Source organism: Actinomadura sp. 1N219 (assembly GCF_044326405.1).
In the GTDB taxonomy this organism is placed as follows: domain Bacteria; phylum Actinomycetota; class Actinomycetes; order Streptosporangiales; family Streptosporangiaceae; genus Spirillospora.
Map to the genome: position 1 here is coordinate 440,477 of NZ_JBIRAY010000004.1, position 21,999 is coordinate 462,475.

At 70.2% G+C, this 21,999-nt stretch carries 21 protein-coding genes and 1 tRNA gene; 11 read left to right on the forward strand and 11 right to left on the reverse strand.

The window, feature by feature from the left end:
• Positions 1-173: 173 nt before the first annotated feature.
• The gene (locus ACH35V_RS16870; RefSeq protein WP_395973297.1) at positions 174-1,721 is read left to right on the forward strand and encodes a DEAD/DEAH box helicase; all 1,548 of its coding nucleotides are present in this window, start codon (positions 174-176) and stop codon (positions 1,719-1,721) included.
• A gap of 61 nt (positions 1,722-1,782) precedes the next feature.
• Here the strand turns inward: ACH35V_RS16870 and ACH35V_RS16875 are convergent, their stop codons facing one another.
• Together ACH35V_RS16875 and ACH35V_RS16880 are read right to left on the reverse strand one after the other, a co-directional pair.
• Positions 1,783-2,664 carry an acyltransferase gene (locus tag ACH35V_RS16875; protein ID WP_395973298.1) on the reverse strand — a complete coding sequence of 294 codons (882 nt, stop codon included), beginning with the start codon at positions 2,662-2,664 and terminating at the stop codon, positions 1,783-1,785.
• Between the two features lie 101 nt (positions 2,665-2,765).
• Positions 2,766-3,239 (reverse strand): hypothetical protein, encoded by a 474-nt coding sequence (locus ACH35V_RS16880; protein WP_395973299.1) that lies wholly within the window; start codon positions 3,237-3,239, stop codon positions 2,766-2,768.
• A 113-nt stretch (positions 3,240-3,352) separates the two neighbouring features.
• On the opposite strand from ACH35V_RS16880, the gene ACH35V_RS16885 reads away from it, so the two are divergent.
• Positions 3,353-3,934, forward strand: coding sequence for a peptidylprolyl isomerase (locus tag ACH35V_RS16885; RefSeq protein WP_395973300.1), 582 nt, complete (start codon positions 3,353-3,355; stop codon positions 3,932-3,934).
• A gap of 45 nt (positions 3,935-3,979) precedes the next feature.
• Positions 3,980-4,876, forward strand: a complete 897-nt coding sequence (locus ACH35V_RS16890) for a rhomboid family intramembrane serine protease (RefSeq protein WP_395973302.1) — start codon at positions 3,980-3,982, stop codon at positions 4,874-4,876.
• A 245-nt stretch (positions 4,877-5,121) separates the two neighbouring features.
• Here ACH35V_RS16890 and ACH35V_RS16895 read toward each other — a convergent pair whose 3' ends face one another.
• A complete protein-coding gene (locus ACH35V_RS16895; RefSeq protein ID WP_132200853.1) occupies positions 5,122-5,379 on the reverse strand; it encodes a cell division protein CrgA in 258 nt (85 codons plus the stop codon).
• Between the two features lie 81 nt (positions 5,380-5,460).
• Here ACH35V_RS16895 and ACH35V_RS16900 point away from each other — a divergent pair, with 81 nt between their 5' ends.
• Genes ACH35V_RS16900 through ACH35V_RS16915 form a run of 4 tightly spaced genes read left to right on the forward strand, consistent with a single transcriptional unit; the run spans position 5,461 to position 7,679 of the window.
• On the forward strand, positions 5,461-6,204 hold the full coding sequence (locus ACH35V_RS16900; RefSeq protein WP_395973304.1) for a DUF881 domain-containing protein: 744 nt from the start codon (positions 5,461-5,463) through the stop codon (positions 6,202-6,204).
• A 34-nt stretch (positions 6,205-6,238) separates the two neighbouring features.
• Entirely contained in the window at positions 6,239-6,883 is a 645-nt protein-coding gene (locus tag ACH35V_RS16905; RefSeq protein WP_395973438.1) for a class E sortase, read from the forward strand.
• A gap of 9 nt (positions 6,884-6,892) precedes the next feature.
• A complete protein-coding gene (locus ACH35V_RS16910; protein WP_395973306.1) occupies positions 6,893-7,081 on the forward strand; it encodes a hypothetical protein in 189 nt (62 codons plus the stop codon).
• Position 7,082: 1 nt separating this feature from the next.
• A complete protein-coding gene (locus ACH35V_RS16915) occupies positions 7,083-7,679 on the forward strand; it encodes an anthranilate synthase component II (protein WP_395973308.1) in 597 nt (198 codons plus the stop codon).
• A 374-nt stretch (positions 7,680-8,053) separates the two neighbouring features.
• On the opposite strand, the gene pknB is transcribed toward ACH35V_RS16915, so the two are convergent.
• The 7 genes from pknB to ACH35V_RS16950 are packed head-to-tail and all read right to left on the reverse strand — an operon-like array spanning position 8,054 to position 17,226.
• The gene (pknB, locus tag ACH35V_RS16920) at positions 8,054-9,859 is read right to left on the reverse strand and encodes a Stk1 family PASTA domain-containing Ser/Thr kinase (RefSeq protein ID WP_395973309.1); all 1,806 of its coding nucleotides are present in this window, start codon (positions 9,857-9,859) and stop codon (positions 8,054-8,056) included.
• A gap of 22 nt (positions 9,860-9,881) precedes the next feature.
• A complete protein-coding gene (locus ACH35V_RS16925; RefSeq protein ID WP_395973310.1) occupies positions 9,882-11,297 on the reverse strand; it encodes a serine/threonine-protein kinase in 1,416 nt (471 codons plus the stop codon).
• Positions 11,294-12,781, reverse strand: coding sequence for a peptidoglycan D,D-transpeptidase FtsI family protein (locus tag ACH35V_RS16930; protein WP_395973312.1), 1,488 nt, complete (start codon positions 12,779-12,781; stop codon positions 11,294-11,296). Before ACH35V_RS16930 ends, ACH35V_RS16925 begins: the two co-directional genes overlap by 4 nt.
• A 10-nt stretch (positions 12,782-12,791) precedes the next feature.
• Positions 12,792-14,378, reverse strand: a complete 1,587-nt coding sequence (locus ACH35V_RS16935) for an FtsW/RodA/SpoVE family cell cycle protein (protein WP_395973313.1) — start codon at positions 14,376-14,378, stop codon at positions 12,792-12,794.
• Entirely contained in the window at positions 14,379-15,959 is a 1,581-nt protein-coding gene (locus ACH35V_RS16940; RefSeq protein WP_395973314.1) for a Stp1/IreP family PP2C-type Ser/Thr phosphatase, read from the reverse strand.
• Positions 15,956-16,459: an FHA domain-containing protein gene (locus ACH35V_RS16945; protein WP_131967072.1), complete on the reverse strand. Its 504-nt coding sequence runs from the start codon at positions 16,457-16,459 to the stop codon at positions 15,956-15,958. Before ACH35V_RS16945 ends, ACH35V_RS16940 begins: the two co-directional genes overlap by 4 nt.
• Before the next feature lie 11 nt (positions 16,460-16,470).
• On the reverse strand, positions 16,471-17,226 hold the full coding sequence (locus ACH35V_RS16950; RefSeq protein ID WP_328360038.1) for a DUF3662 and FHA domain-containing protein: 756 nt from the start codon (positions 17,224-17,226) through the stop codon (positions 16,471-16,473).
• Between the two features lie 128 nt (positions 17,227-17,354).
• On the opposite strand from ACH35V_RS16950, the gene ACH35V_RS16955 reads away from it, so the two are divergent.
• Positions 17,355-17,437, forward strand: a tRNA-Leu gene (locus tag ACH35V_RS16955).
• A gap of 307 nt (positions 17,438-17,744) precedes the next feature.
• On the opposite strand, the gene ACH35V_RS16960 is transcribed toward ACH35V_RS16955, so the two are convergent.
• Positions 17,745-18,998, reverse strand: a complete 1,254-nt coding sequence (locus tag ACH35V_RS16960; protein ID WP_395973315.1) for an APC family permease — start codon at positions 18,996-18,998, stop codon at positions 17,745-17,747.
• Between the two features lie 95 nt (positions 18,999-19,093).
• On the opposite strand from ACH35V_RS16960, the gene ACH35V_RS16965 reads away from it, so the two are divergent.
• The 3 genes from ACH35V_RS16965 (at position 19,094) to ACH35V_RS16975 (ending at position 21,995) form a co-directional block, all read left to right on the forward strand.
• Positions 19,094-19,624: a cupin domain-containing protein gene (locus tag ACH35V_RS16965; protein ID WP_395973316.1), complete on the forward strand. Its 531-nt coding sequence runs from the start codon at positions 19,094-19,096 to the stop codon at positions 19,622-19,624.
• Between the two features lie 101 nt (positions 19,625-19,725).
• Positions 19,726-20,532 carry an SDR family NAD(P)-dependent oxidoreductase gene (locus ACH35V_RS16970; RefSeq protein WP_395973318.1) on the forward strand — a complete coding sequence of 269 codons (807 nt, stop codon included), beginning with the start codon at positions 19,726-19,728 and terminating at the stop codon, positions 20,530-20,532.
• 227 nt (positions 20,533-20,759) lie between these two features.
• The gene (locus ACH35V_RS16975; protein ID WP_395973319.1) at positions 20,760-21,995 is read left to right on the forward strand and encodes an FAD-binding oxidoreductase; all 1,236 of its coding nucleotides are present in this window, start codon (positions 20,760-20,762) and stop codon (positions 21,993-21,995) included.
• Positions 21,996-21,999: the final 4 nt, after the last annotated feature.

Below are 21,999 nucleotides of genomic sequence, written 5' to 3' on the forward strand. Positions count from 1 at the left end.
AGGCGGGGCATAACGAGGTGCCCGGCCGACGTTAGACTCTAGGAATCATTCTTCGACGCCCCTTGGCGTCAGGCTCGTCCTTGCAGCCCACGCGGACCGTGGTGCCTCCCGAGACGTGCCCCCCTCTCGGAAGGTAATGCGTGACCACAGCTGACGCTGCACAGAACCCGTCCATGCCCGCCACCACGGGCGATGAGCAGGTTCCCACGTTCGCCGAGCTCGGCCTCCCGCCGGTGCTGGTGAGCTCCCTCGCCCGCCAGGGCATCGAGGCGCCGTTCCCGATCCAGGCCGCGGCGATCCCCGACGTCATGGCGGGACGCGACGTCCTCGGACGCGGCAAGACCGGCTCCGGAAAGACCCTGGCCTTCGGCCTGCCGCTCCTCGCCCGCCTCTCCGGCCGCAAGGCCGCCCCGAAGCGCCCGCTGGCGCTGATCCTGGTCCCGACCCGCGAGCTGGCCCAGCAGGTCCAGACCAACCTGGAGCCGCTCGGCCGCGGTCTCGGCCTGCGCTTCAAGACCGTCATCGGCCAGACCTCGATGTTCAAGCAGATCGACGCGCTGCGCCGCGGCGTCGAGGTCCTGGTCGCCACGCCCGGCCGGCTCAAGGACCTGATGCGGCAGGGCGCCTGCGACCTGTCCGACATCGAGATCGCCGTGCTGGACGAGGCCGACCACATGGCCGACATGGGCTTCCTGCCCGACGTCACCGACATCCTCGACGCCGCCAAGCCCGGCGGGCAGCGCATGCTGTTCTCCGCCACCCTGGACAAGGACGTGGACGTCCTGGTCAGGCGGTACCTGAACAGCCCGGTGAGGCACGCGATCGGCCCGGTGGACGAGTCCGTCGACACGATGGAGCACCACCTGCTCCTCGTCGCGCCGAAGGAGAAGGCCGCCGTCACCGCCGAGATCGCCAACCGCGAGGGCCGGACGATCCTGTTCGCCCGCACCAAGCACGGCGTCGACCGGCTCGCCAAGCAGCTCACCCAGGTCGGCGTCCGCGCCGCGGGGCTGCACGGCGGCAAGAGCCAGGGCCTGCGCACCCGCACGCTCGCCGAGTTCCGCGAGGGCTCGATCAGCGTGCTCGTCGCGACGGACGTCGCGGCCCGGGGCATCCACGTGGACGACGTGACCCTCGTCATGCACGTCGACCCGCCCGCCGACCACAAGGACTACATGCACCGCGCGGGCCGCACGGCCCGGGCCGGTGAGAGCGGCACCGTCGTCACGCTCGTCCTGCCGCACCAGGTGCGCGCGACGTCCGCGATGACGCGCCGCGCGGGCATCCACGCGCCCCGCGTCCGGGTCACCACCGGCGACACGGAGCTGGTCAAGCTGACCGGCGCGCGGCGGCCGTCGGGCATCCCGATCGAGGGGCCGATCATCCCCGAGCGCCCGCGCCGCGAGGGCGGCGGAGGCAGCCGGGGCCGTTCGGGCGGACGCCGCGGCGGACGCGGCCCGCGCTCGTTCGACCGCCAGGACGGACGCCGCGGCGGCGGTTCCTTCGAGCCCCGCAGCGGTTCCTTCGAGTCCCGCGACGGTGAGCACCGCGGTTCCCACCCCGGCGGCGACCGCCGCGGCGGCGGCCCGCGCACCGGCGGCGGCTCCCGGACGGGCGGAGGCCCGCGCACCGGGGGCGGCTCCCACGGCAACCGGCGGGGCGGCTCGTACACGTCCGACCGGCGCGACAGCGGCGACCGCCGCACCGCCCGCTACAACTGACCAGCGAAACCCAGGAGCCCCGCCCCCACAAGGGCGGGGCTCTTCGCTTGCCGCGTCCTTGTCAGCCGGCCTCTTCACGAAGCACACCGTCGTCGTGAAGCACGTCGTCGTCGCGGAGGACGTTGCTGTCCCGCTGGACCGGGCTGTCGCGTCGGATCCCGCCGTCGCGGCGGACGGCCTCCTCGCGGAGCTTGTCCTGGAGGATCTGGAGGCCCTCCAGGCCGTTGACGGAGAGGGCCGCGAGCTCGTCCAGCGACATGAGCGGGTCGCTGCGCAGCGGCGGCTGCCAGCCGTTCTCCCCGTCGTGGCTGCGCAGGATCTTGGCCGGGACGCCGCCGATCACCGCGTGGTCGGGGAACTCGCCCCGGACGACGGCCCCGCCCGCGACCGCGACGTTCCGGCCCAGCCGGGTGCCCGGCAGGATGATCGCGCCGGTGCCGATCCAGCAGCCGTCGCCGATCACGACGGGGTTGTTCTCCGGCCACTGCCGCCCGATCGGCGTGTGCAGGTCGCCGTAGGAGTGGTTCTGGTCGGTGATGTAGACGTTCGGCCCGGTGAAGACGTCGTCGCCGATGTCGATGGACTGGTGGCCGACGATGTGCGTGCCGCGTCCGATCGAGCAGCTCCCGCCGATCCGGACGACGACGTCCGGGCCGAGGTCGAGGCCGGGGACGAAGCCCGCCGAGATCGTGACGTGCGTGCCGACGAGCGTGTGGTCGCCGATCGAGATCCACGGCTCGCCGTAGATCGCGCCGACCGGGAAGCCGATGCAGGCGCCCTCGCCCAGGTAGGCGAACCTGCGGCGGCCGGGCGTGTGCGGGGTGATCTCCCCGTGCCGCTGGACCCACTCCAGGGCGCGGTGCACGGCGATGTGAACGCCCTGGCGGGCGCGCCGCCCGGCCCCGGCCGCCAGCGCCTGCCGAATCGAGCGTTTCCGCGACATGGCGTTCACCGTACCGGTTGGTAGCAACCCCGGGCGCACAGCGAAGGGCCCGGTCGTGGACGACCGGGCCCTGCTGTGAGTCTCCTGAAACCTGAAAGGGCTCAGTGCGGAGATTGCACCTGACCGTCGACGTCGGCGCCGCTGACCGTCATGGAGTCGGCCGACGTGGCGTCCCCCGCATGGTCACCGGAACCCTTGCTCAGGTCGCGGATGGTTCCGCGCCGCGTCGCCACGGCACCGGCCACGCCGACGGCGGCGACCACCCCCATCATCGCCATGAGGGCGCCGCGCCCGGGCCTGGCCCGCTTCGGCGGCTCCACCCGGTGAGCGACATCGCTCAAGAACGTGCTCACCCGCGGGGCGAGCCCGGTCTCCACATACCGGGCGGCCCGCCGGAGCCTCGGTGCGCTCCAGCCGCGGACGACCATGACGCGCTCGCCCGCGACGGGCACGATCCGCTCGGCCGCGGTGGCCGCGCCCTGCCGGCACATGTCGGCGCCCTGGCGGGCCGTCTCCTGGACGCGTCCGAACCGTGTCAGACCGTCCTCCTGCGGCTTCTGGCGGATACTGATCATTAGGGACACGCTAACCTCCCTGTTTGCGAGGTCCTGTCATGCAGCCTTCCCAGAGACCGGGGAGTAAACCTGAACGCGCGACCATTCGACCACCCAGCGTGACATATTCGGGCATGACCGCGACCACGCCGTCGGACATCACACAACCCACTCACGAGGAGGCGGCCAGCGTGGCCAACGAGATCTTCGCGAAGCTCAACACGTCGCTCGGGACGATCGTCGTCCAGCTGTACCCGGAGCAGGCGCCGGAGACGGTGGCGAACTTCGTCGACCTGGCGGAGGGGAACAAGACCTGGCACGATCCGCGGACCGGGCAGAAGTCGGACGCGCCGCTCTACAACGGCACCGTCTTCCACCGGATCATCGACCAGTTCATGATCCAGGGCGGCGACCCGCTGGGCACCGGCACCGGCGGCCCGGGCTACGAGTTCAAGGACGAGTTCCACCCCGACCTGAAGTTCAACAAGCCGTACCTGCTGGCGATGGCGAACGCCGGGCCCGGAACGAACGGCTCGCAGTTCTTCATCACGCTCAGTGTCGGGCACACGCAGCACCTGACGGGCCGGCACACCATCTTCGGCAAGGTCATCGAGGGCACGAACGTCGTCGACGCCATGGGCAAGGTCGAGACCGGCCGCCAGGACCGTCCGAAGACGGACGTCGTCCTCGAGTCGGTGACGATCGAGCGCCGTTAGTCGTTTCATACGGTGAGACCCCACGGCGGCCCTACGGAGCCCTAGATGAGCACAGACCACAGTCCCGCTCCCGAGACCTCGGTGCCGACCTGCTACCGGCATCCCGGGCGGGAGACGTACGTGCGCTGCACCCGGTGCGACCGCTTCATCTGCCCCGAGTGCATGCGGGACGCGGCGGTCGGGCACCAGTGCGTCGAGTGCGTCGCCGAAGGCAACCGGGGCGTCCGCAGGGCCGTGCCCCGGACGCCCCTCGGCGCGCGGGCGGCCTCGTCCGCCGTGCCGGTCGTCACGTACACGCTCATCGGCGCGTGCGTGGCGGCGTACCTCGCCGAGCTGGCGTCGTGGCGCGTCGTGTGGGAGTTCATGATGCTCGGCCGGGCCGTGCTGCCGAACGGGGAGGTCGGCGGCGTCGCCGAGGGCGAGTGGTACCGGCTGTTCACGACGATGTTCCTGCACCAGCGCGGCGGGTCGTTCGGCATCACCCACATCCTGTTCAACATGTGGGCGCTGTGGGCGATCGGTCCCGCGCTGGAGCAGGTGCTCGGACGGTGGCGCTTCATCGTCCTGTACGTGCTGTCGGGCCTGGGCGGCTCGGTGCTGCTGTACCTGGTCGGCGCCCCGCAGGACTCGGCCGTCGGCGCGTCCGGCGCCATCTTCGGCCTCTTCGGCGCCTACTTCGTGATCGGGCGGCGGCTCGGCGGCCCGGTCGGGCCGATCGTGTTCCTGCTGGTGATCAACCTGATCATCACGTTCTCGGTGCCGAACATCTCCTGGCAGGGGCACGTCGGCGGCCTCGTGGTCGGCGCGGCGCTCGCCGCCGCGTACGCCTACGCTCCGGAGGCGCGGCGCCGCCTGATCCACATCGCGGCGCCGCTGCTCACCCTCGCCCTGCTCGCGACCCTGGTCCTGGTCAGAACGGCGGACCTCAGCCCGGCGACCTGAGCCCTGGAACGCGCGGACACCGCTGCTCCCACCCACCGGCCCACGGGCGGCGGCGTCCGGGCACCTCCACGCAACTGGAACGTGCCATTCCGGCGAACGGCGACCGTGAAACCGTGACCGCGTCCACGACACGACCGGCCCCGGCCACACCGCGCCTGGTCAGGGCGCGGTGCGTCCGGAACCGGGCTGTGGAAAACCTGGGGAAAACCGGGGTGGGAGCTGCCCGACCTGTGGATAACCTGCGGTCAGCGCCAGCGGGTCGACAGGATCACGCCGAGGATGATCGCCGTGAAGCCGATGCCGAGGTTCCAGTTGTGCAGGTCGGTCATGTACGGCACGTCGGTGCCGGTGCTGGCCGTCACGTAGAAGACGGCGATCCAGATCAGGCCGATGAGCCACAGGCCGACCATCGTGGGCACCAGCCAGCGCGGGCTGACCTCCGGGGCCTTGGACTTCTGCGGGGGCGTGTAAACGGCCTTCTTGCGCACTTTGGACTTGGCCACGGTGGATTCGATCTCCTCGGGCGTCCGGCGGCCGGAGCGCCGGACCGCGCATGGGTGTTTTGTCGGTTAGCGTAGTCGCTGGTGTGCAGAGTACGGCTTCCAGCGTGGGGAAGCATCATCCCAGTTCTCACGCTCCTCGCGGGAACCCTGTTCGCGGCGAGCGCGAGCACGGCCCGCGGCACGAGCCTGCGCGAGCAGGGCCGTACCCGGATCACCGAGCTCATCGCCGCCGAGCAGCACCGGAGCCGTCAGGAGCGCGCCGAGTACCGGCGCCTCCGCCACGAGGTCGACGGTATCTCCCGCGAGGCCGGACGTCACGACGCGCGCGTGAAACACGCCCAGTCCGAGGCCGACGAACTGGCGTCCCGCGCCGGATTCACCCCGCTTGCGGGCACCGCCGTCCAGGTGTCGCTGGACGACGCGCCGCTGCCGAAATCCGGTGATCTGCCGCGCGGCGTCCGTCCCGACGACCTCGTCGTCCACCAGGCGGACGTGCAGGCCGTCGTCAACGCGCTGTGGGCCGGCGGCGCCACCGGGATGCAGATCATGGACCAGCGGGTGATCTCGACGAGCGCGGTGCGCTGCGTGGGCAATACGCTGATCCTGCAAGGCGTCGTGTACTCCCCACCGTTCCGGATCACCGCGGCAGGCGACCCGGAACGGCTCCGCGCGGCGCTCGGCGCGTCCCGCGACATCGCGATCTACCGGAAGTACGTCCGCGCCTACGGGCTCGGCTATTCGGTGCGGACCGTGGAACGCGCCACGTTGCCGCCCTACACCGGCAACGTGACGATGAAGCACGCTACGGTGCCGGCCGGCGGCTAGCCCGGCCCCCGACGGAGGAGGACGCGCGGTGCGGATGGTCATCCGTGGCATGGGCGAGCTGTGCATCACCGCCGGACTGATCGTCATGCTCTTCGTCACGTACTCTCTGTGGGGCACCGGCCGCTACACCCAGGCCCAGCAGGACCGCCTCGGCGACGAGCTCCTCAAGGACTGGGGCAAGGTCACCACCGAGCGGGTGAAGCTCGGCAAGGGCCTCGCGATGATCCGCATCCCCCGCTTCGGGAAGGACTACCGCTTCGTGATCATCGAGGGCGTGGAGCGCAAGGACCTGCGCAAGGGCCCCGGCCACTACCCCGGCACCGCGCTCCCCGGCCAGGTCGGCAACTTCGTGGTCTCCGGCCACCGGACGACCTACTCCGCGCCGTTCAACCGGCTCGGCGAACTGAAGCACGGCGACAAGATCCTCATCGACACCCGGGACAAGCAGTACGTCTACACGGTCACCGGCCGCGACATCGTCAAGCCGTCGGCTACGGAGGTGACCGCGCCCGTCCCGCTGCACCCGAAGCGCAAGCCGACCGAACCGCTGATCACGCTCACCACCTGCCACCCCAAGTACTCCGCCGCCGAACGAATGATCATCTTCGGTGAGCTGGCGTCCGCGCTGCCCCGCGTGAACCAGGCGAGCCAGACGCGGCAGCCGGCCGCCGGAACCTAGGAGGCACCCGTGTACGCCTGGATCTGGCGCCACCTGCCCGGCGAATGGCAGACCAAGACCGCCACGGCGCTGGGCCTCGTCATCGCCATCGCGGTCGTCTTCTGGTACGTCGTGTTCCCGTGGGTGGAGCCCAAGGTCCAGTTCGACCACGGCGTCGTCGACCGGCCGAGCCCGTCCGGCTCACGGACTCCGGGCTGACATGCGCATCCTCGTCGTCGACAACCACGACAGCTTCGTCTACAACATCGTCCAGTACCTGCTCGAACTCGGCGCCGCCTGCGAGGTCAAGGACCGCTCGGACGCCACCCTCCAGGACGCGGCGTCCGCCGACGGCGTCCTGCTGAGCCCCGGCCCCGGCCACCCCGCCGACTCGGGGATCTGCCTGGACCTCGTCCGGGCCGCCGACCGCAACGGCACACCCCTCCTGGGCGTCTGCCTGGGCCACCAGGCGATAGCCCACGCCTACGGCGCCACGATCTCCCGCGCCCCGGAGATCGTCCACGGCTTCACGAGCAAGATCGTCCACGACGGCGAGGGCGTCTTCCGCGACCTCCCCACCCCGTTCCCCGCGACCCGCTACCACTCACTCGCCGTAGACCCGGAGACCGTCCCCCACGACACCCTGGACGTAACGGCCCGAACCCCCGACGGCGTCATCATGGCCCTACGCCACTGCACCCGCCCGATCGAGGGCGTCCAGTTCCACCCCGAGTCGATCCTCTCCACCGGCGGCCACCAACTCCTGACCAACTGGCTCACCACCTGCACCGCCCTGCGCGCCGTCCCCAAGACATGAGTGAGGGCTTCCGCCACTCGGGGGCAATGGCGGAAGCCCTCGATATGGTCTTCGTCACTCGGCCTTGAGACGTTACGGATTTCAACCGAAATTTTCAGATCTCTCGCCAAACGCCCTGGTCTGTCACCAAAAACCCAGGTCACCGGTGGTGAGCCGCGGAGCGCACCACCGGACGCGCCCTGCCCAGCCCTCACCGCAACCCTGCAACAACCTGAACGCTTGCGATCGCGTCCGAAGGCAGGTTTCGAGCTTGCGAGAAACCTGATCGCGCAGCGAGCCGCCAAGGCGAGACGAAGCGATGCAGCGATCGCGCGCGCTTCTCGACGATGGAGGCCCGCCAGGGCCGAAGGAGGAGAGAAACGCAATAAGCAGGGTTATCCGTCGCCGCCGCCTGGGGGGAAGGGGAAGCCGGGGCTCTGGGTGGGCGGTTGCGGTTCCTGCGGCTTCTGGGCCACGAAGATCGTGACGGTGTCGCCCGGGGCGACCGTCGCGTCCGGGGTGGGCTGCTGGTCGTAGACGAAGCCGGGGGCGACGGGCTTGTCCGGCGGGGCCGGGCCCTTCTCCACGTTGCAACGCAGGCCGAGGCCCTCCAGCTTGGCGCAGGCGGCGCGCTGGCTGTTGTTGAACAGGTTCGGCACCTTGAGGTTCGACGGGCCGTTGGAGACGACGACCGTGACGGTCGAGTTCTTCGGGGCCTTCGAGCCGCCGGGCGGGTCGGTGCTGACGACGTTCAGGCGCGGGACGCTGTCGCTCGACTCGACCTTCTTCTCGACGTCGAACCCGCGTTCCTCCAGGATGGTCTTGGCCGCGCTGTACGGCTTGCCGGTCACGTCCGGGACCTCGATCTCCGTGGGCGGCTTCTTGCCCTTGGAGACCAGCAGCGTCACCGACGCGCCCTTGGCCGCCTGCGTGCCGGGCCTCGGGTCGGAGCTGATGACGTTGCCCTTCCGGACCTCGTCGCTGTACTCCGACTTCGGCTCGCCGACCCGGAAGCCGAGCTTGGTGAGCTGCTCGGTGGCGTCACTCTGGGTGGTGTTGACGATGCTCTGCGGGATCGCGACCTGGTCGGTTCCGCCGCCACCGCCGCTCATCATCCAGCCGATCAGCGCCGCGCCGCCGATGAACAGGACGGCGAGGCCCACCCACAGCGCTGCCTTCTTGCCGGCGCCGCCGCGGTCGGGCATGTCGTCGTCGTAGCGGGCGGGCGGGAGGCCGTAGTCGTCCGGCGGGCGCCGCACCTGGGTGCGGGCCGGGCCGTTGCCCGGATATCCGCCCATGACCTGGGTGCCCTGCGGCTGCGAGCCCATGAGCATCGTGGACGCCGCCGTGGACGCCACCGGCTGCCCCTGCAGGACGCGCTGGATCTCCTGCCGGAACTCCGTGGCGTTCTGGTAACGGTTGGCCGGCTCCTTCGCCATGGCCTTCAGGACGATCGCGTCCGCCCACTGCGGGATCTGCGGGTCGACCTGCGAGGGCGGGACGGGCTCCTCCCGGACGTGCTGGTACGCGATCGCGACCGGGGAGTCGCCGGTGAACGGCGGCTTGCCGGTCAGCAGCTCGTACAGGACGCACCCGGTCGAGTAGATGTCGCTGCGGGCGTCGACGCGCTCGCCGCGCGCCTGTTCCGGCGACAGGTACTGCGCGGTGCCGATGACCTGCGCGGTCTGCGTCATCGTGGCGGCGGTGTCGGCCATCGCGCGGGCGATGCCGAAGTCCATGACCTTGACCTCGTGCTGCCGGGTGAGCATCACGTTGGCCGGTTTGATGTCGCGGTGGACGATCCCGCCGCGGTGGCTGTAGTCCAGGGCGCGGAGGATCCCGTCGGTGACCTCCAGCGCCTTGTCGGGCAGCAGCGCGCGGTTCTCCCGCAGCAGGTCGCGCAGCGTGCTCCCGTCCACGTACTCCATCACGATGTACGGGATGGAGTTGTCGCCGATCATGTCCTCGCCGGTGTCGTACACGGCGATGACCGAGGGGTGGTTCAGCGACGCGGCCGACTGGGCCTCGCGCCGGAACCGGGCCTGGAACGTGGGGTCACGGGCCAGGTCGGACCGCAGCGTCTTGACCGCGACGACGCGATCGAGGCGCAGGTCCCGGGCACGGTAGACCTCGGCCATGCCGCCTCGCCCGATCACCGTATCGAGCTCGTAGCGGCCGCCGAGCAGCCGAGGTTGACTCATATGTGCACTTTCCCTCGTACGTCTACACCTTGTCCTCCGAACCTAGCTTCCCGCTCTGTGTCGGAGAGGGATCCGGGCTCGGAGTTGACGGAGTCGTGGCGCTCTCCGTCGGTGTGGGTGTTGGGTCTGGGGCGGTGGGCGTCGCCCTGTGCGGATTCGTAGGTGGCTTCTGTGAAGGGGACGTCTGGCGGGTCCCCGGCGTTGACGGACGGATCCTATGCGTCCGGGGCCGCTGCGTGACAGTCGGCCTGGGTGTGACACGGGACCGGTACCTGGCCGGGCCGCCCGACGCGGTGGCCGGGACGTCGACGCTGCCGTCCCCGACGGGCCTTGTGGCGGGGGCGCCGGGCGGGTCCCGTTCGTCCTCGCCGGATCCGGCGAAGGCGAACCCCTTCCACAGCGACCCGATGACGATGGCCGTGACGACCAGCAGCACGGCCGCGGCGGAGGTGTACGCCCGTGCCGGACGCCTGCCGGGGCGTGCGTGCCGGCGCACCGACCCCCTGGTGAGGTTATCCGCCGCCTCGGGTCCGTCAAATCCAGACAAAGCAGTCGATTGGGTAACAATATTGGGTCGTGCCGTCGGCGGGTGCCGAACGTCCGTCCGGATCGGCCGTCCCGTGCTGAGCCTCGCGCGGATCGCCAGGGCCCGGTCGGCGACCGCCCCCGCGTCGGCCGGACGGCCCTCGGGGTGCTTCGCCAGCATCTCCATGATCAGCTCGCGGGCGTCCGCCGGGAACCGCGCCGGCAGCTCCGCGGGCGCCTCCCGGACGTGCCGCAGCGCGACCTCCACCGGCGTGGAGCCGTCGAACGGCGGCGCGCCCGTCAGGCACTCGTACGCCACCACGCCCAGCGAGTACAGGTCGGCGGACGGCGTCAGCTTCAACCCCTGCGCCTGCTCCGGGGAGATGTAGTGCGCCGTCCCCATGACCATCCCGGTCGCGGTCTGCGACGCGGCCGCCAGCTGCCGCGCGATCCCGAAGTCGGTGATCTTCAGGATGCCGTCCGGCGACACCATCAGGTTCGCGGGCTTGACGTCCCGGTGCACGACGCCCGCCCGGTGCGCGACGGTCAGCGCCCGTCCCGCCTGCACCAGCAGGTCGAGGACGGCCTCCAGCGGCAGCCCGCCGTCCCGCGTGAGGATCCCGTCCAGCGGCTCGCCCGCCACCAGCTCCATCACCAGGTATGTCCGGCCGTTCTGCTCGCCGAAGTCGTACGCCCGGGCGATACCCGGATGCCGCAACTCGGCCGCGAACCGCGCCTCCGACTCGAACCGGCCACGCGCCGACATGTCCGACACGAACTCGCGGCGCAGCAGCTTCACCGCGACCGGATGCCCGGCCACCTCGTCGGACGCCCGCCAGACCTCGCCCATCCCGCCGATAGCCAGCCGCTCCAGCAGCCGGTACCGCCCGTTCAGGACGAGGCCCGTGCTCACTTCTTCAAGACCTTGGACATGATCGCCCCTGCGATCGGACCGGCATTGGTCGCGCCGTCGCCCGAACCCTCGGTCACCACGGCGAACGCGTAGCGCGGATTCTCGATCGGGCTGAACCCGACGAACCAGCGGGAGTTCGGGATGCCGGACGCCGGATCCTGCTCCGCGGTACCGGTCTTACCGGCGATCCGCATGCCCTGCAGGTTCTTCGCGGTGCCCTCGGTGATCACGGCCCGCATCATCTCCGCGAGCTGGTCGGCGTGCTTGCCGCTCATCGCCTCCCCGAACTCCTTCGGGGACGCGTTGTACAGCTCGCTCTGGTCCTTGGCCCGCACCTTCTGCACCACGTACGGGTTCATGATCTTGCCGCCGCCGGCGACCGCGCACGCGACCATCGCCATCTGCAGCGGCGTGGACCGCACGTTCTCCTGGCCGATGCCGGAGCGGGCCGTCCCGTCCTTGCCGGTCTCGACCGTCTGGCCCTTCGCGTCCGTGACCGACGTCGGGACCGCGCTCTCCGCCGCGAACATGTCCGGCTCCATCTTGACGCGCTCCCCGAACCCGAACTTCGCCGAGCCGTCGTGGAGCTGCTGGATGCCCATGTCGAGCGCCATCTTCGCGAACGAGGTGTTGCAGGACTCGGCGAACGCGCCCTTCAGCGGGGCGGACCCGGCGCAGCTGCCGCTGTCGTGCGAGTTCGGCAGCGGACGTCCCGACTCCGGAAGGATCAGCTGCCCGGTGAGGACGTTGGACCCGATGTCGAGGTTGAGCCGCTCCATCGCCACCGCCGACGTCACCGTCTTGAACGACGAGCCCGGCGGGAACGTCTGGCTCAGCGCGTTGTCGACCAGCGGCCGGATCACGCCGTTGCCCTTGTTCAGCTGCTCCAGCCGCTTCGCGCCCTTCTCGCCCGTCTGCGGCGCCACCTCGTTCGGGTCGAAGGACGGCCACGACGCCGCCACCTTGAGCGCGCCCGTCTTCACGTCCATCACCACGGCGCCGCCGCGGCGGCCCTGCTGCGTCTTCGCCTTCAGCTGCTCGTACGCCGTCCGCTGCGCGTCCGGGTCGATCGTCAGCTCGACGTTCGCGCCCTCCGCCTTCTTGCCGATGAACGTGTCGAACCAGCGCTGCTGCGTGATCCGCTTGTCCTTGCCGCCCAGCAGCGAGTTGTACGCCCGCTCGACCTGCGTCGCGTTCCCGTTGAAGTACCCGGTGACCGGCGCGAAGATCGGGCCGTCCTGGTACGTCCGGCCGTACTTCGGGTTGTCCTTGCCGGTCTTCCTCGACACCACGAGGACCTCACCGCCTGCGGAGATCTGGCCGCGCGGCGAGTTGAACACGTCCGCGTACTGCCGGGCGTTGTTGCTGTCGCTGCGCAGGTCCTCCGCCTGGCTCCCCTGGACGTAGTTGACCTGCGCCATCAGCCCGAAGAACAGCAGCAACGCGAAGATCGCCACCCGTCGAACCGGCTTGTCCATGTTCATGGGACGGAAATCACCTCGTGCTCACGATCTGGGTCATGCCTTCGTCCTGGATCGCCTGCGGGGCCGGCTTGCGCGCGTCATGGCTCATCCGCACCAGGATCGCGATCAGGATCCAGTTGGCCATCAGCGACGAGCCGCCCTGGGACAGGAACGGCGTCGTCAGGCCGGTGAGCGGGATGAGCCGGGTCACGCCCCCGACGATCACGAAGACCTGGAGCGCCAGGACGAACGAGACACCTCCCGCGAACAGCTTCAGGAACGGGTCGCGCGCCGCCACGGCGGTCTTCATCCCGCGCTGGACGATCAGCGCGTAGATCAGCAGCAGCACCATCAGCCCGGTCAGCCCGAGCTCCTCGCCGATCGAGTCGAAGATGAAGTCGCTGAACGACAGCGGCGTCCGCCACGGCTCGCCCTGCCCGAGCCCGGTGCCGAGGACGCCGCCCTGCGCGAGCGCGAACAGGCCCTTCATCAGCTGCGCGCTGTCGGCGTACGACCCGCCGAGCTCGGCGCAGGCCGAGAAGCCGGGCGACAGCGAGCCCTGCGCGTCGAACCGCTTGTAGATCTCGGTGTTGGGGTTGACGGGGACGACCTTGCCGCTCTCCAGCAGGCAGCCGCCGTCGAAGTAGGGCTTCGGGTTCTGCCAGATGTCGATGCGCTGGTTGACGTGCCCCATGAACGGCAGCAGCGTCGCGATGAACACGCCCGCCGCCAGCAGCCCGACGCCGATCACGACCCACGACACCCGCTGCGTCGCGATGTACAGCATCGAGATGAACAGGCCGAAGAACAGCAGCGCGGTGCCGAGGTCCTTCTGGACGAACAGGACGCCGAGCGAGAAGAACCAGAGCACCATGATCGGGCCGAGGTCGCGGGCCCGGGGCACGCTGAGCGGCCCGATCTTCTTGCCGATCAGCGACATGGCCTGCCGCTTGTTCACCAGGTACCCGGCGAAGAACACGACGAGCAGCAGCTTGGCGAACTCGCCCGGCTGGACGGAGAACGGGCCGAGCTGGATCCACACCCGCGCGCCGTTGATCTCCGCGCCGATGCCGGGGACGATCGGCAGCAGCAGGAAGAAGACGGCGGAGAGGCCGATCAGGTACGTGTAGCGCTGCGCGGTCTTCGGGGTGAACGACAGCGGGGCGTCGGACTTGTCGGTGTCCCGCATGATCAGCACCGCGGCGACGAACAGGACGATGCCGACGAACGTCCACATCAGCTGGCTGGGCGCGTCGGCGGCGTCCGCCACCACCTTCTTGCCCGCGAGCGCGGCGGCCTTGCGGTCGTCGCTGGTGTCCAGGTCCAGCCGGTAGATCATCGCGAGCCCGATGCCGTTCAGCGCCACCGACAGCGGCAGCAGCAGCGGGTCGGCGTACGGGGTGAACTTCATCTGGACGAAGTACGCGGCGAGCGCCAGCACGGCGAGGCCGCCGCCGTACACGAACAGGCCGGCGGGGATGTAGCCGTCACGGGCCAGCCCGACCTCCGCGAACGCCGACAGCGTCAGCACCATCGCGAAGATCAGCAGGGCGAACGAGGCCGCGTTGCGCCGCTGGTACGGCAGGCGCGCCCTGATCTGCTCCCCGATCGACTGCATCTACGATTTCCCTCCGTTGGAGGGACAGTCCGCGGGCTTGTCGGGTGCGCGCTGGTTGCACTTGTCGCGGCGGTCCGTCATCTGCTTCAGCCTGGCCTGCGCGCCGTCCCGGCCGATGATGTCCTTGACGGTGCCCTTCGCGATCGCGCCCGCGTCGGACACGGTCAGCTCGGAGAACCGGACGTCGGTCGGCTTGAGGTCTTCCTTGCAGTCCTGCTGGGCCCTGCCGCGCACGACGGAGACCTTCCCGGCCTGGTTGACGATGCTGTACTTGCAGACGCGGTCGACCAGCATCTTCCACTCGCCGGGGCCGTCCACCGTGTAGGTGTCGTTCACCTGCTGCTGGAGGTCCTGGGGGAGGTCCTCGACCATGATCGGCTGCAGGTTCTTCGTGTTCGCCTTGCGGGACATGTCGAAGCCCAGAACCGTCTGCGGCGTCCCCCGGAACAGGACGGCCTGGCCCTTCTCCGCGCCGATGTAATAGCCGTTCCGGACGTTCTGCATCAGCACGAACCCGCCCGCCACGACACCCACGACGACCACGCCCGCGACGACGACCAGCCACGTCCACCGCCGGGCGCCGCCCCGCCGCGCCCGCATCGGCGCCTGCTGCATCGCCCCGCCCGCCATCGGCGGGCCGCCCATCGGGTCGCTCATCGGCGCGGGCGCGGGCGGTGGGGGCATCTCGTCCACGGCGACCGGCGGCTGCGGCCTGGTGTCGCGGAGCTGCGCGGCCCGTCCCGCCGGCGTGTCGGCCGCGGTCGTGTTCGCGCCGGGCCCCCCGCCCGGCGGCTCCGGCGGCGCCGCGTTGGCCGCCGCGCCCACCGCGTGCCCCGGCCCGCCCGTCGGCGGCTGGCGCTCCAGGTCGATGACGTCCGCGACCACGCAGGTGATGTTGTCGGGGCCGCCGCCGCGGTTCGCCAGGTCGACGAGCTGCCGGACGGCCTGCTCCGGATCGTCCACGTCCGTCAGCACCTGGAAGATCGTCTCCGCTGTGACGACGCCGGAGAGGCCGTCCGAGCACAGCAGGTACCGGTCGCCGACCTGGGCTTCCCGGAGGGACAGGTCGGGGTCGACCTCGCCTCGTCCGTCCAGCGCACGCAGCAGCAGCGAACGCTGCGGGTGGGACGCGGCCTCGTCGGGGCTGATGCGGCCCTCGTCCACGAGCGACTGCACCAGCGTGTGGTCGTGCGTGATCTGGAAGAGGCTGCCGTCCCGCAGCAGGTAGGCGCGGGAGTCGCCGATGTGCACCAGCGCGACCTGGTTGCCCGCCCACAGCATCGCCGTCAGCGTCGTGCCCATGCCCTGCAGCGCCGGATCGGACTCCACGATGCGGTGCAGGTTGTCGTTGGCCGCCTTGACCGTGTGCTCAAGCGCTGCCAGCAGCTCCGTCGCGGGCAGGTCCTTGTCGAGCGCCCGCAGCGCCTCGATCGCCGCCGCGCTGGCGATCTCGCCGCCGACGTGCCCGCCCATACCGTCGGCGACGGCGAGCAGATGTGCGCCCGCGTACGCCGAGTCCTCGTTGCCCTCGCGCAGCATGCCGACGTCGGAGCGCGCGGCGTAGCGGATTCCCAGAGTCATTTGCGCAGCTCGATCACGGTCTTGCCGATACGGACCGGTACGCCCGGCGGGACCGGCATGGGCCGGCTCACCTTCGTGCGTCCTAGATATGTGCCATTGGTCGAGCCGAGATCTTCCACGATCCACTGACCGTCCTGCGCATAAAGTCGGGCATGCCGGCTCGAAGCGTAGTCGTCGGTCACGACCAGCGTGGCGTCATTCGCCCGACCAATGGTGATGGGCACCCCGGTGAGGTCGATGACCGTGCCGGCCCGTTCGCCCTGCACGACCACAAGCTTCGTCGGGGCGCCCTGCTGGGCGCTGCGCGGCTGCCGCGGCGGCTTCGGCTGCCGGGCCGGCCGCTCCCGCGGAGGCCGCGGCTGGGACGCGCGCTGGGCCGCCTTCGTCGCGGCCTTCGAGCCGAACAGGTCGGCCCGGATCACGCCGACGGCCGCGATGACGAACAGCCAGAGGACCGCGAGGAACGCCAGCTTGATCAGCGTGAGGGTGAATGGGGACATCGGAGTCGGGGTTACTCCCTATCGCGGCGGAACACAAGAGTGGTCCGGCCCATCGTGACCCGGGAGCCGTCGACCAGCGTGACCCGCCGGATCGGCTGCCCGTTCACGAACGAGCCGTTGGTCGACCCTAGATCCACGAGAGCGATTTCGGGACCTTCTACGCGTATCTCGGCATGGTGCCGGGACACTCCCGGATCGACAAGGCGCAGGTCGCAGTCCGTGCCGCGACCCAGCAGGGTCACCGGCGTATTGATCTCATAGGTGCGCTGGGTCGTGTCCGACCCCTCGACGGCCGTCGTCACCAGCAGCCGCGGATGCCCCCCGAACACCCCCCCGCGCGCCCCCTGCGGGACGTCGCTCACCGGCTGGCGGATCTCACCGCCCTCCACCGTCGACCCCCGGATCACCCCGGACCTGATGCGGAACATGCCCGTGGCGAGATCGCCCGCGTTCTCGAACCGCACGCGCACCGGCCCCACGAAGGAGTACCCCTGCTCCTTCGCGTACTCGCGCGCGAGGTTCGCCAGCTCCTGGCTCAGGCTGTCGGCGTACACCTGGAGCCGCTGCCCGTCCTGCTGAGAGATCTCGACGACGAAGTCGTTCGGAACGAGCGTGCGGCCCTGCGCCACGATCGCCGCCCGATCGTCCATCTCGCGCTGCACAGCACTGGCCACCTCGACCGGCTGCAGCTCAGACTTGAAGGCACGGGCGAAGGCCCCTTCGACCATGCCCTCGAGCCGTCGCTCGAAGCGCTGAATGACGCCCACGGGCACCTCCCTTCCCCACTGGTAGACGATCGTATCGGTGCGAAGGTTCGCCTGGCGTATCTGGATACCTAACCACTGCCACCCCCGTGCTAGCCTTTTCAGGCACCCGGGATCGGGTGCACACCCTAGGGCGGGTGGCGGAACGGCAGACGCGCACGGTTCAGGTCCGTGTGTCCGAAAGGATGTGAGGGTTCAAATCCCTCCTCGCCCACTCGGAGTTGGGAGTGGTGTGGTCGGAGCTTTTGGCTCCTTCCCTGCCACTCCTTCGTCATGTTTGCCCGGGGGGCGACCCCCGGACCCCCGATGTGGGGGGCTCCGCCCCCCACTCCCCCCTCCCTGTTGAGGTTGGCGGGGTGCGTCCTGTGCGTGCGGGTCGGGCTGGGGGGCGCGTCTCTTGTGGGGGACGGTGGGCGGGGCATGTCTCTAGTTTTCCTTGCTGGCGGAGCTGTGACCAGGCATGGGGCGATTGTTGTGCCTCGTTGGCGGTCCGGTGCTGGGGTGGGGGTGTGCGGGGTCCCCTACCCGGTAGGTCGTGGCCCATGCTCGGTGCGGCGTAGGGCGTAGAGGGCGGCGCCGGCGGCCAGGACGGCGGCTCCGGAGATCACGGACGACAAGGGGAGCGCGAAGGCCAGGGCCAGGCAGCCGAGCAGGCCCACGATGGGCACGATGCGGGGTGGCCGGCCCTCGTCCGCGGTGAGGGTCCAGGCGGACGCGTTCGCGATGGCGTAGTAGGCCAGGACGCCGAAGGACGAGAAGCCGATCGCGCCGCGGACGTCCAGCGTGGCGGCCATGATCGCGACGATGGCGCCGATCGCGAGTTCGGCGCGGTGCGGCACCTTGCGGCGGGGGTGGACGGCGGCCAGCGCGTGCGGGAGGTGCCGGTCGCGGGCCATCGCGAGCGTGGTGCGCGAGACGCCCAGGATCAGGGCAAGCAGTGACCCCAATGCGGCTATGGCTGCTGTTGTGCGGACGACGGGGGCCAGGCCGGGGAGGCCCGCCTTGTCGACGGCGTCGGCCAGTGGTGCCGTAGCTGTGTCCAGGGCGGTGGAGTCCAGGACTGTTAGGACGGCTACTGCGACTGCCGCGTAAATCGTGAGGGTGATGCCCAGGGCGATCGGGATGGCGCGGGGGATGGTGCGTGCCGGGTCGCGGACCTCCTCGCCGAGGGTGGCGATGCGTGCGTATCCGGCGAAAGCGAAGAACAGGAGGCCCGCTGCTTCCAGGACGCCGGCGGGGGTTGTGTCTGAGGTCGGGTTCAGGTGGGTTGGAGTGGATGTGGTGGAGGTCAGGCAAGCGACGACGACTGCTGTGAGTGTCGTCAGGACGATGGCGACTATGACGCGAGTCAGCCAGGCGGATTTTTGTACGCCTGCGTAGTTGACGCCTGTGAGGAGTAGTACGGCTCCTACTGCGACTGCGTGGGGGTGCGTGGGCCAGACGTAGGAGCCGACGGTCAGCGCCATGGCTGCGCAGGACGCCGTCTTTCCGACGATGAACCCCCATCCGGCCAGGTAGCCCCAGAAGTCGCCCAGGCGTTCGCGGCCGTAGACGTAGGTTCCGCCGGACTCGGGGTAGCGGGCGGCCAGCCGGGCCGAGGACGTCGCGTTGCAGTAGGCGACGATGGCCGCCACGCCCAGCCCGAGGAGGAGCCCTGATCCGGCCGCACGTGACGCGGGAGGCAGGGCCGCGAAGATGCCCGCGCCGATCATCGACCCCAGGCCGATGACGACCGCGTCGAACACGCCCAGGCGGCGCTGTAACCGGTCGCTCATGGCGCACTCCTCGTCGGCCCTTGTGCAGGGGTGTGCCCGGTGTTCGTCAGGGGAGGCGTGTTTTGATCTTCACGACGCCTATCGAGGAGATGAACATGTCATATCCCGAGCCCCGGTACTTCGGGGACGACGGTGAGATCAGCGCCGTGTTCAGGCCGGCGGACGCGGAGCCGGAGCTCGCGGCGCCGTCCGGGATGAAGACGTACTACCTGGCGACCGGACGGCCGACGGGACGCCAGCACGGCGCGGCCACGGACGGGGAGTTCGGCCTCTACAACGTGGTCGGGCTGCCGCCGGGGGCCGGTACGGGCACCCACTTCCACAAGACGATGTCCGAATCGTTCTTCGTGACCGATGGGGCGGTGTCGCTGTTCGACGGGGAGCGCTGGGTGGAGGGGACCAAGGGCGACTTCCTCTACGTCCCGCCGGGCGGGCTGCACTCGTTCTACAACCGGTCGGACGAACCGGCGTCGTTCCTGATGCTGTTCACGCCCGGCGCGCCCCGGGAGGGCTACTTCGAGGGGATCGGCGCGGTCGCCGGGCTCAGCGAGGAGGAGCGGAACCGGTTCTTCGTCGAGCACGACAGCTACTTCATCGATGCGAGGAAGGGGCCCAAAGTCGACTGAGGGTCCCGGGCCGGGGTGAGTGCAACCGGGTGGGGTGGGGCGGGGTTCATGGGGGCGAGGCGCGTCCGGGGTGGACGCGCTCGCCTATGTGAGGGGATTTCATGGACCTGCAGCTTGCCGGACGTGTCGCGGTCGTCACCGGAGCGTCGAAGGGGATCGGGCTGGCCGTCACGCGGACGCTGATCGGCGAGGGGGCCCGGATGGTGGCGGTCTCCCGGAAGTCGGGGCCCGAGCTGGACGCGCTCGCCGGGCCGGATCTGCTGCACGTTCCGGTCGACCTCATGGATCCGGACGCTCCGGCGCAGGTGGTGGAGCGGGCGGTGGAGGCGTTCGGCGGGCTCGACGTCCTGGTCAACAACGCGGGCGGGCCGCCGCCCGGCGCGAACCTGCCGCGGTTCGGGTTCATGACGCTGACGGACGACGACTGGCGCGACATGGTCGAGTTCAACGTGTACGCCGTCGTCCGGACGCTGCGGGCCGCCCTTCCGCATCTGCTGAAGAGCGACGCGGCGTCCGTGGTGAACGTGTCGTCGGGGAACGCGCGCCGTCCCGGGCCGATGAACTACGACTACAACGCGGCGAAGGCGGCACTGACCAACCTGGCTAAGGGGTTGTCGGAGGAGTACGGGCCGCAGGGCGTCCGGGTGAACACGGTGTCGCCGGGCCCGGTCCGGACGGCGTGGTGGACGGACGAGGGCGGCGCGGCCGACATCATCGCCGGGGCCACCGGGTCCGACCGGGACGCGGTGCTGGACGGGGTCGCCGCCGAGATGATGAACCTCACGACCGGCCGCCTCGCCACGCCGCAGGAGGTCGCGGACGTGGTCGCGCTGCTGGCCTCGCCTCGTTCTGCCAGCACCACGGGCGCGGACTTCGCCGTCGACTCGGGCTTTCTGAAGGAGATCTGAGTCATAAGCGGTAGTGATTGGTAGTAGAAGAAGTATCTCTTGGACTTCTGCTCACCTTCTGTCTCAGGATGGGAGGTGAGCAGGGGGAACGTCCAAGAGGGGGTTGTCTGGTGGGTGCGTATGAGGTGCTGGCGGGTCAGGTCGACGGGCCCGTATTTGAGCCTGGTGACGAGGGCTATGACGATGAGCGGACTGGGTTTCAGACCGCTGATCCGCACCGTCCCGGCGTGATCGTCGGTGCGGCGGGGGCCGAGGACGTGCGCGTCGCCGTCGAGTTCGCGGCGGGGCGCGGGTTGCCCGTGGCCGTGCAGAACACCGGTCACGGGCTGCCGCTCGCCGCGGACGGCGGGCTGCTGATCAGCACCCGGCGGATGACCGGGGTGCGCATCGACCCCGAGGCGCGGACGGCGTGGATCGAGGCGGGCGTGCGCTGGGGGCAGGTGATTCCGGAGGCGGCGGAGCATGGGCTGGCGCCGCTGTCCGGGTCGTCGCCCGGTGTCGGTGCCGTCTCGTATGTTCTCGGTGGCGGGGTCGGGCTGATGACGCGGCGGTACGGGTACGCGGCCGATCACGTCCGGGCGGTCGACGTCGTCACGGCGGACGGCCGGGCCCGCCGCGTCACGCCCGGGTCGGAGTTGTTCTGGGCGCTGCTCGGCGGGCGCGCCAATTTCGGCGTCGTGACGGGCCTGGAGATCGGGCTGGTGCCGGTCACGCGCCTGTACGGGGGTGGGCTGTACTTCGACACCGAGCACGTCGCGGACGTCCTGGAGGCGTGGCGGACCTGGTCGGCGACCGTCCCGGACGAGATGACCTCGTCGATCGCGCTGATGCCCGTGCCTGATGTGCCGGTCTTTCCGGAGGCGTTGCGCGGACGTCATGCCGCGCATGTCCGTATCGCGTATCTGGGGGACGACGGGGAGCGGCTCGTCGAGCCGCTGCGCGCCGTTGCCCCGCGGCTGATCGACACCGTGGGCGAGATGCCGTACACCGACTCCGGGACGATTCACAACGAACCGCCGGTTCCGATGGCTTATCACGCGACGAACTTCGCGTTCGGGGAGCTTGGTGGGGAGACCGTCCGGGATCTGCTCGACCTGGTCGGGCCTGGTGCGCCCGACGCGGCGATCGTTGAGATTCGGCAGTTGGGCGGGGCCATGGGGCGTCGGCCGTCCGTTCCCAACGCGGTCGGGAACCGGGATGCGGAGTATTCGGTGGGTGTGCTGTCGAGGCTGGGGCCGGGGGCGGCGGAGGGCGTCGCCGTCCTGCACGGGCGGGTCGCGGACGCGCTGGAGAAGAGGTCGTCAGGCCGGCTACTCAACTTCCTCTTCGGCGCGAACGCGACGCCCGAGCAGGTGCGCGCCTCCTACGAGCCGGAGGTGTACCGGCGGCTGGCGGCGTTGAAGGCCGAGTACGACCCGTCCAACCTGTTCCGGTTGAACCACAACATTCCGCCCGCCGACTGAGGCC

Bases quoted from the DNA above. Each gene is read 5' to 3' on its own strand.
- ACH35V_RS16870 (WP_395973297.1), top strand. From the start codon at position 174: ATGCCCGCCACCACGGGCGATGAGCAGGTTCCCACGTTCGCCGAGCTC.
- ACH35V_RS16875 (WP_395973298.1), bottom strand. From the start codon at position 2,664: ATGTCGCGGAAACGCTCGATTCGGCAGGCGCTGGCGGCCGGGGCCGGG.
- ACH35V_RS16880 (WP_395973299.1), bottom strand. From the start codon at position 3,239: ATGATCAGTATCCGCCAGAAGCCGCAGGAGGACGGTCTGACACGGTTC.
- ACH35V_RS16885 (WP_395973300.1), top strand. From the start codon at position 3,353: ATGACCGCGACCACGCCGTCGGACATCACACAACCCACTCACGAGGAG.
- ACH35V_RS16890 (WP_395973302.1), top strand. From the start codon at position 3,980: ATGAGCACAGACCACAGTCCCGCTCCCGAGACCTCGGTGCCGACCTGC.
- ACH35V_RS16905 (WP_395973438.1), top strand. From the start codon at position 6,239: ATGGTCATCCGTGGCATGGGCGAGCTGTGCATCACCGCCGGACTGATC.
- ACH35V_RS16915 (WP_395973308.1), top strand. From the start codon at position 7,083: ATGCGCATCCTCGTCGTCGACAACCACGACAGCTTCGTCTACAACATC.
- pknB (WP_395973309.1), bottom strand. From the start codon at position 9,859: ATGAGTCAACCTCGGCTGCTCGGCGGCCGCTACGAGCTCGATACGGTG.
- ACH35V_RS16930 (WP_395973312.1), bottom strand. From the start codon at position 12,781: ATGAACATGGACAAGCCGGTTCGACGGGTGGCGATCTTCGCGTTGCTG.
- ACH35V_RS16935 (WP_395973313.1), bottom strand. From the start codon at position 14,378: ATGCAGTCGATCGGGGAGCAGATCAGGGCGCGCCTGCCGTACCAGCGG.
- ACH35V_RS16940 (WP_395973314.1), bottom strand. From the start codon at position 15,959: ATGACTCTGGGAATCCGCTACGCCGCGCGCTCCGACGTCGGCATGCTG.
- ACH35V_RS16945 (WP_131967072.1), bottom strand. From the start codon at position 16,459: ATGTCCCCATTCACCCTCACGCTGATCAAGCTGGCGTTCCTCGCGGTC.
- ACH35V_RS16960 (WP_395973315.1), bottom strand. From the start codon at position 18,998: ATGAGCGACCGGTTACAGCGCCGCCTGGGCGTGTTCGACGCGGTCGTC.
- ACH35V_RS16965 (WP_395973316.1), top strand. From the start codon at position 19,094: ATGTCATATCCCGAGCCCCGGTACTTCGGGGACGACGGTGAGATCAGC.
- ACH35V_RS16970 (WP_395973318.1), top strand. From the start codon at position 19,726: ATGGACCTGCAGCTTGCCGGACGTGTCGCGGTCGTCACCGGAGCGTCG.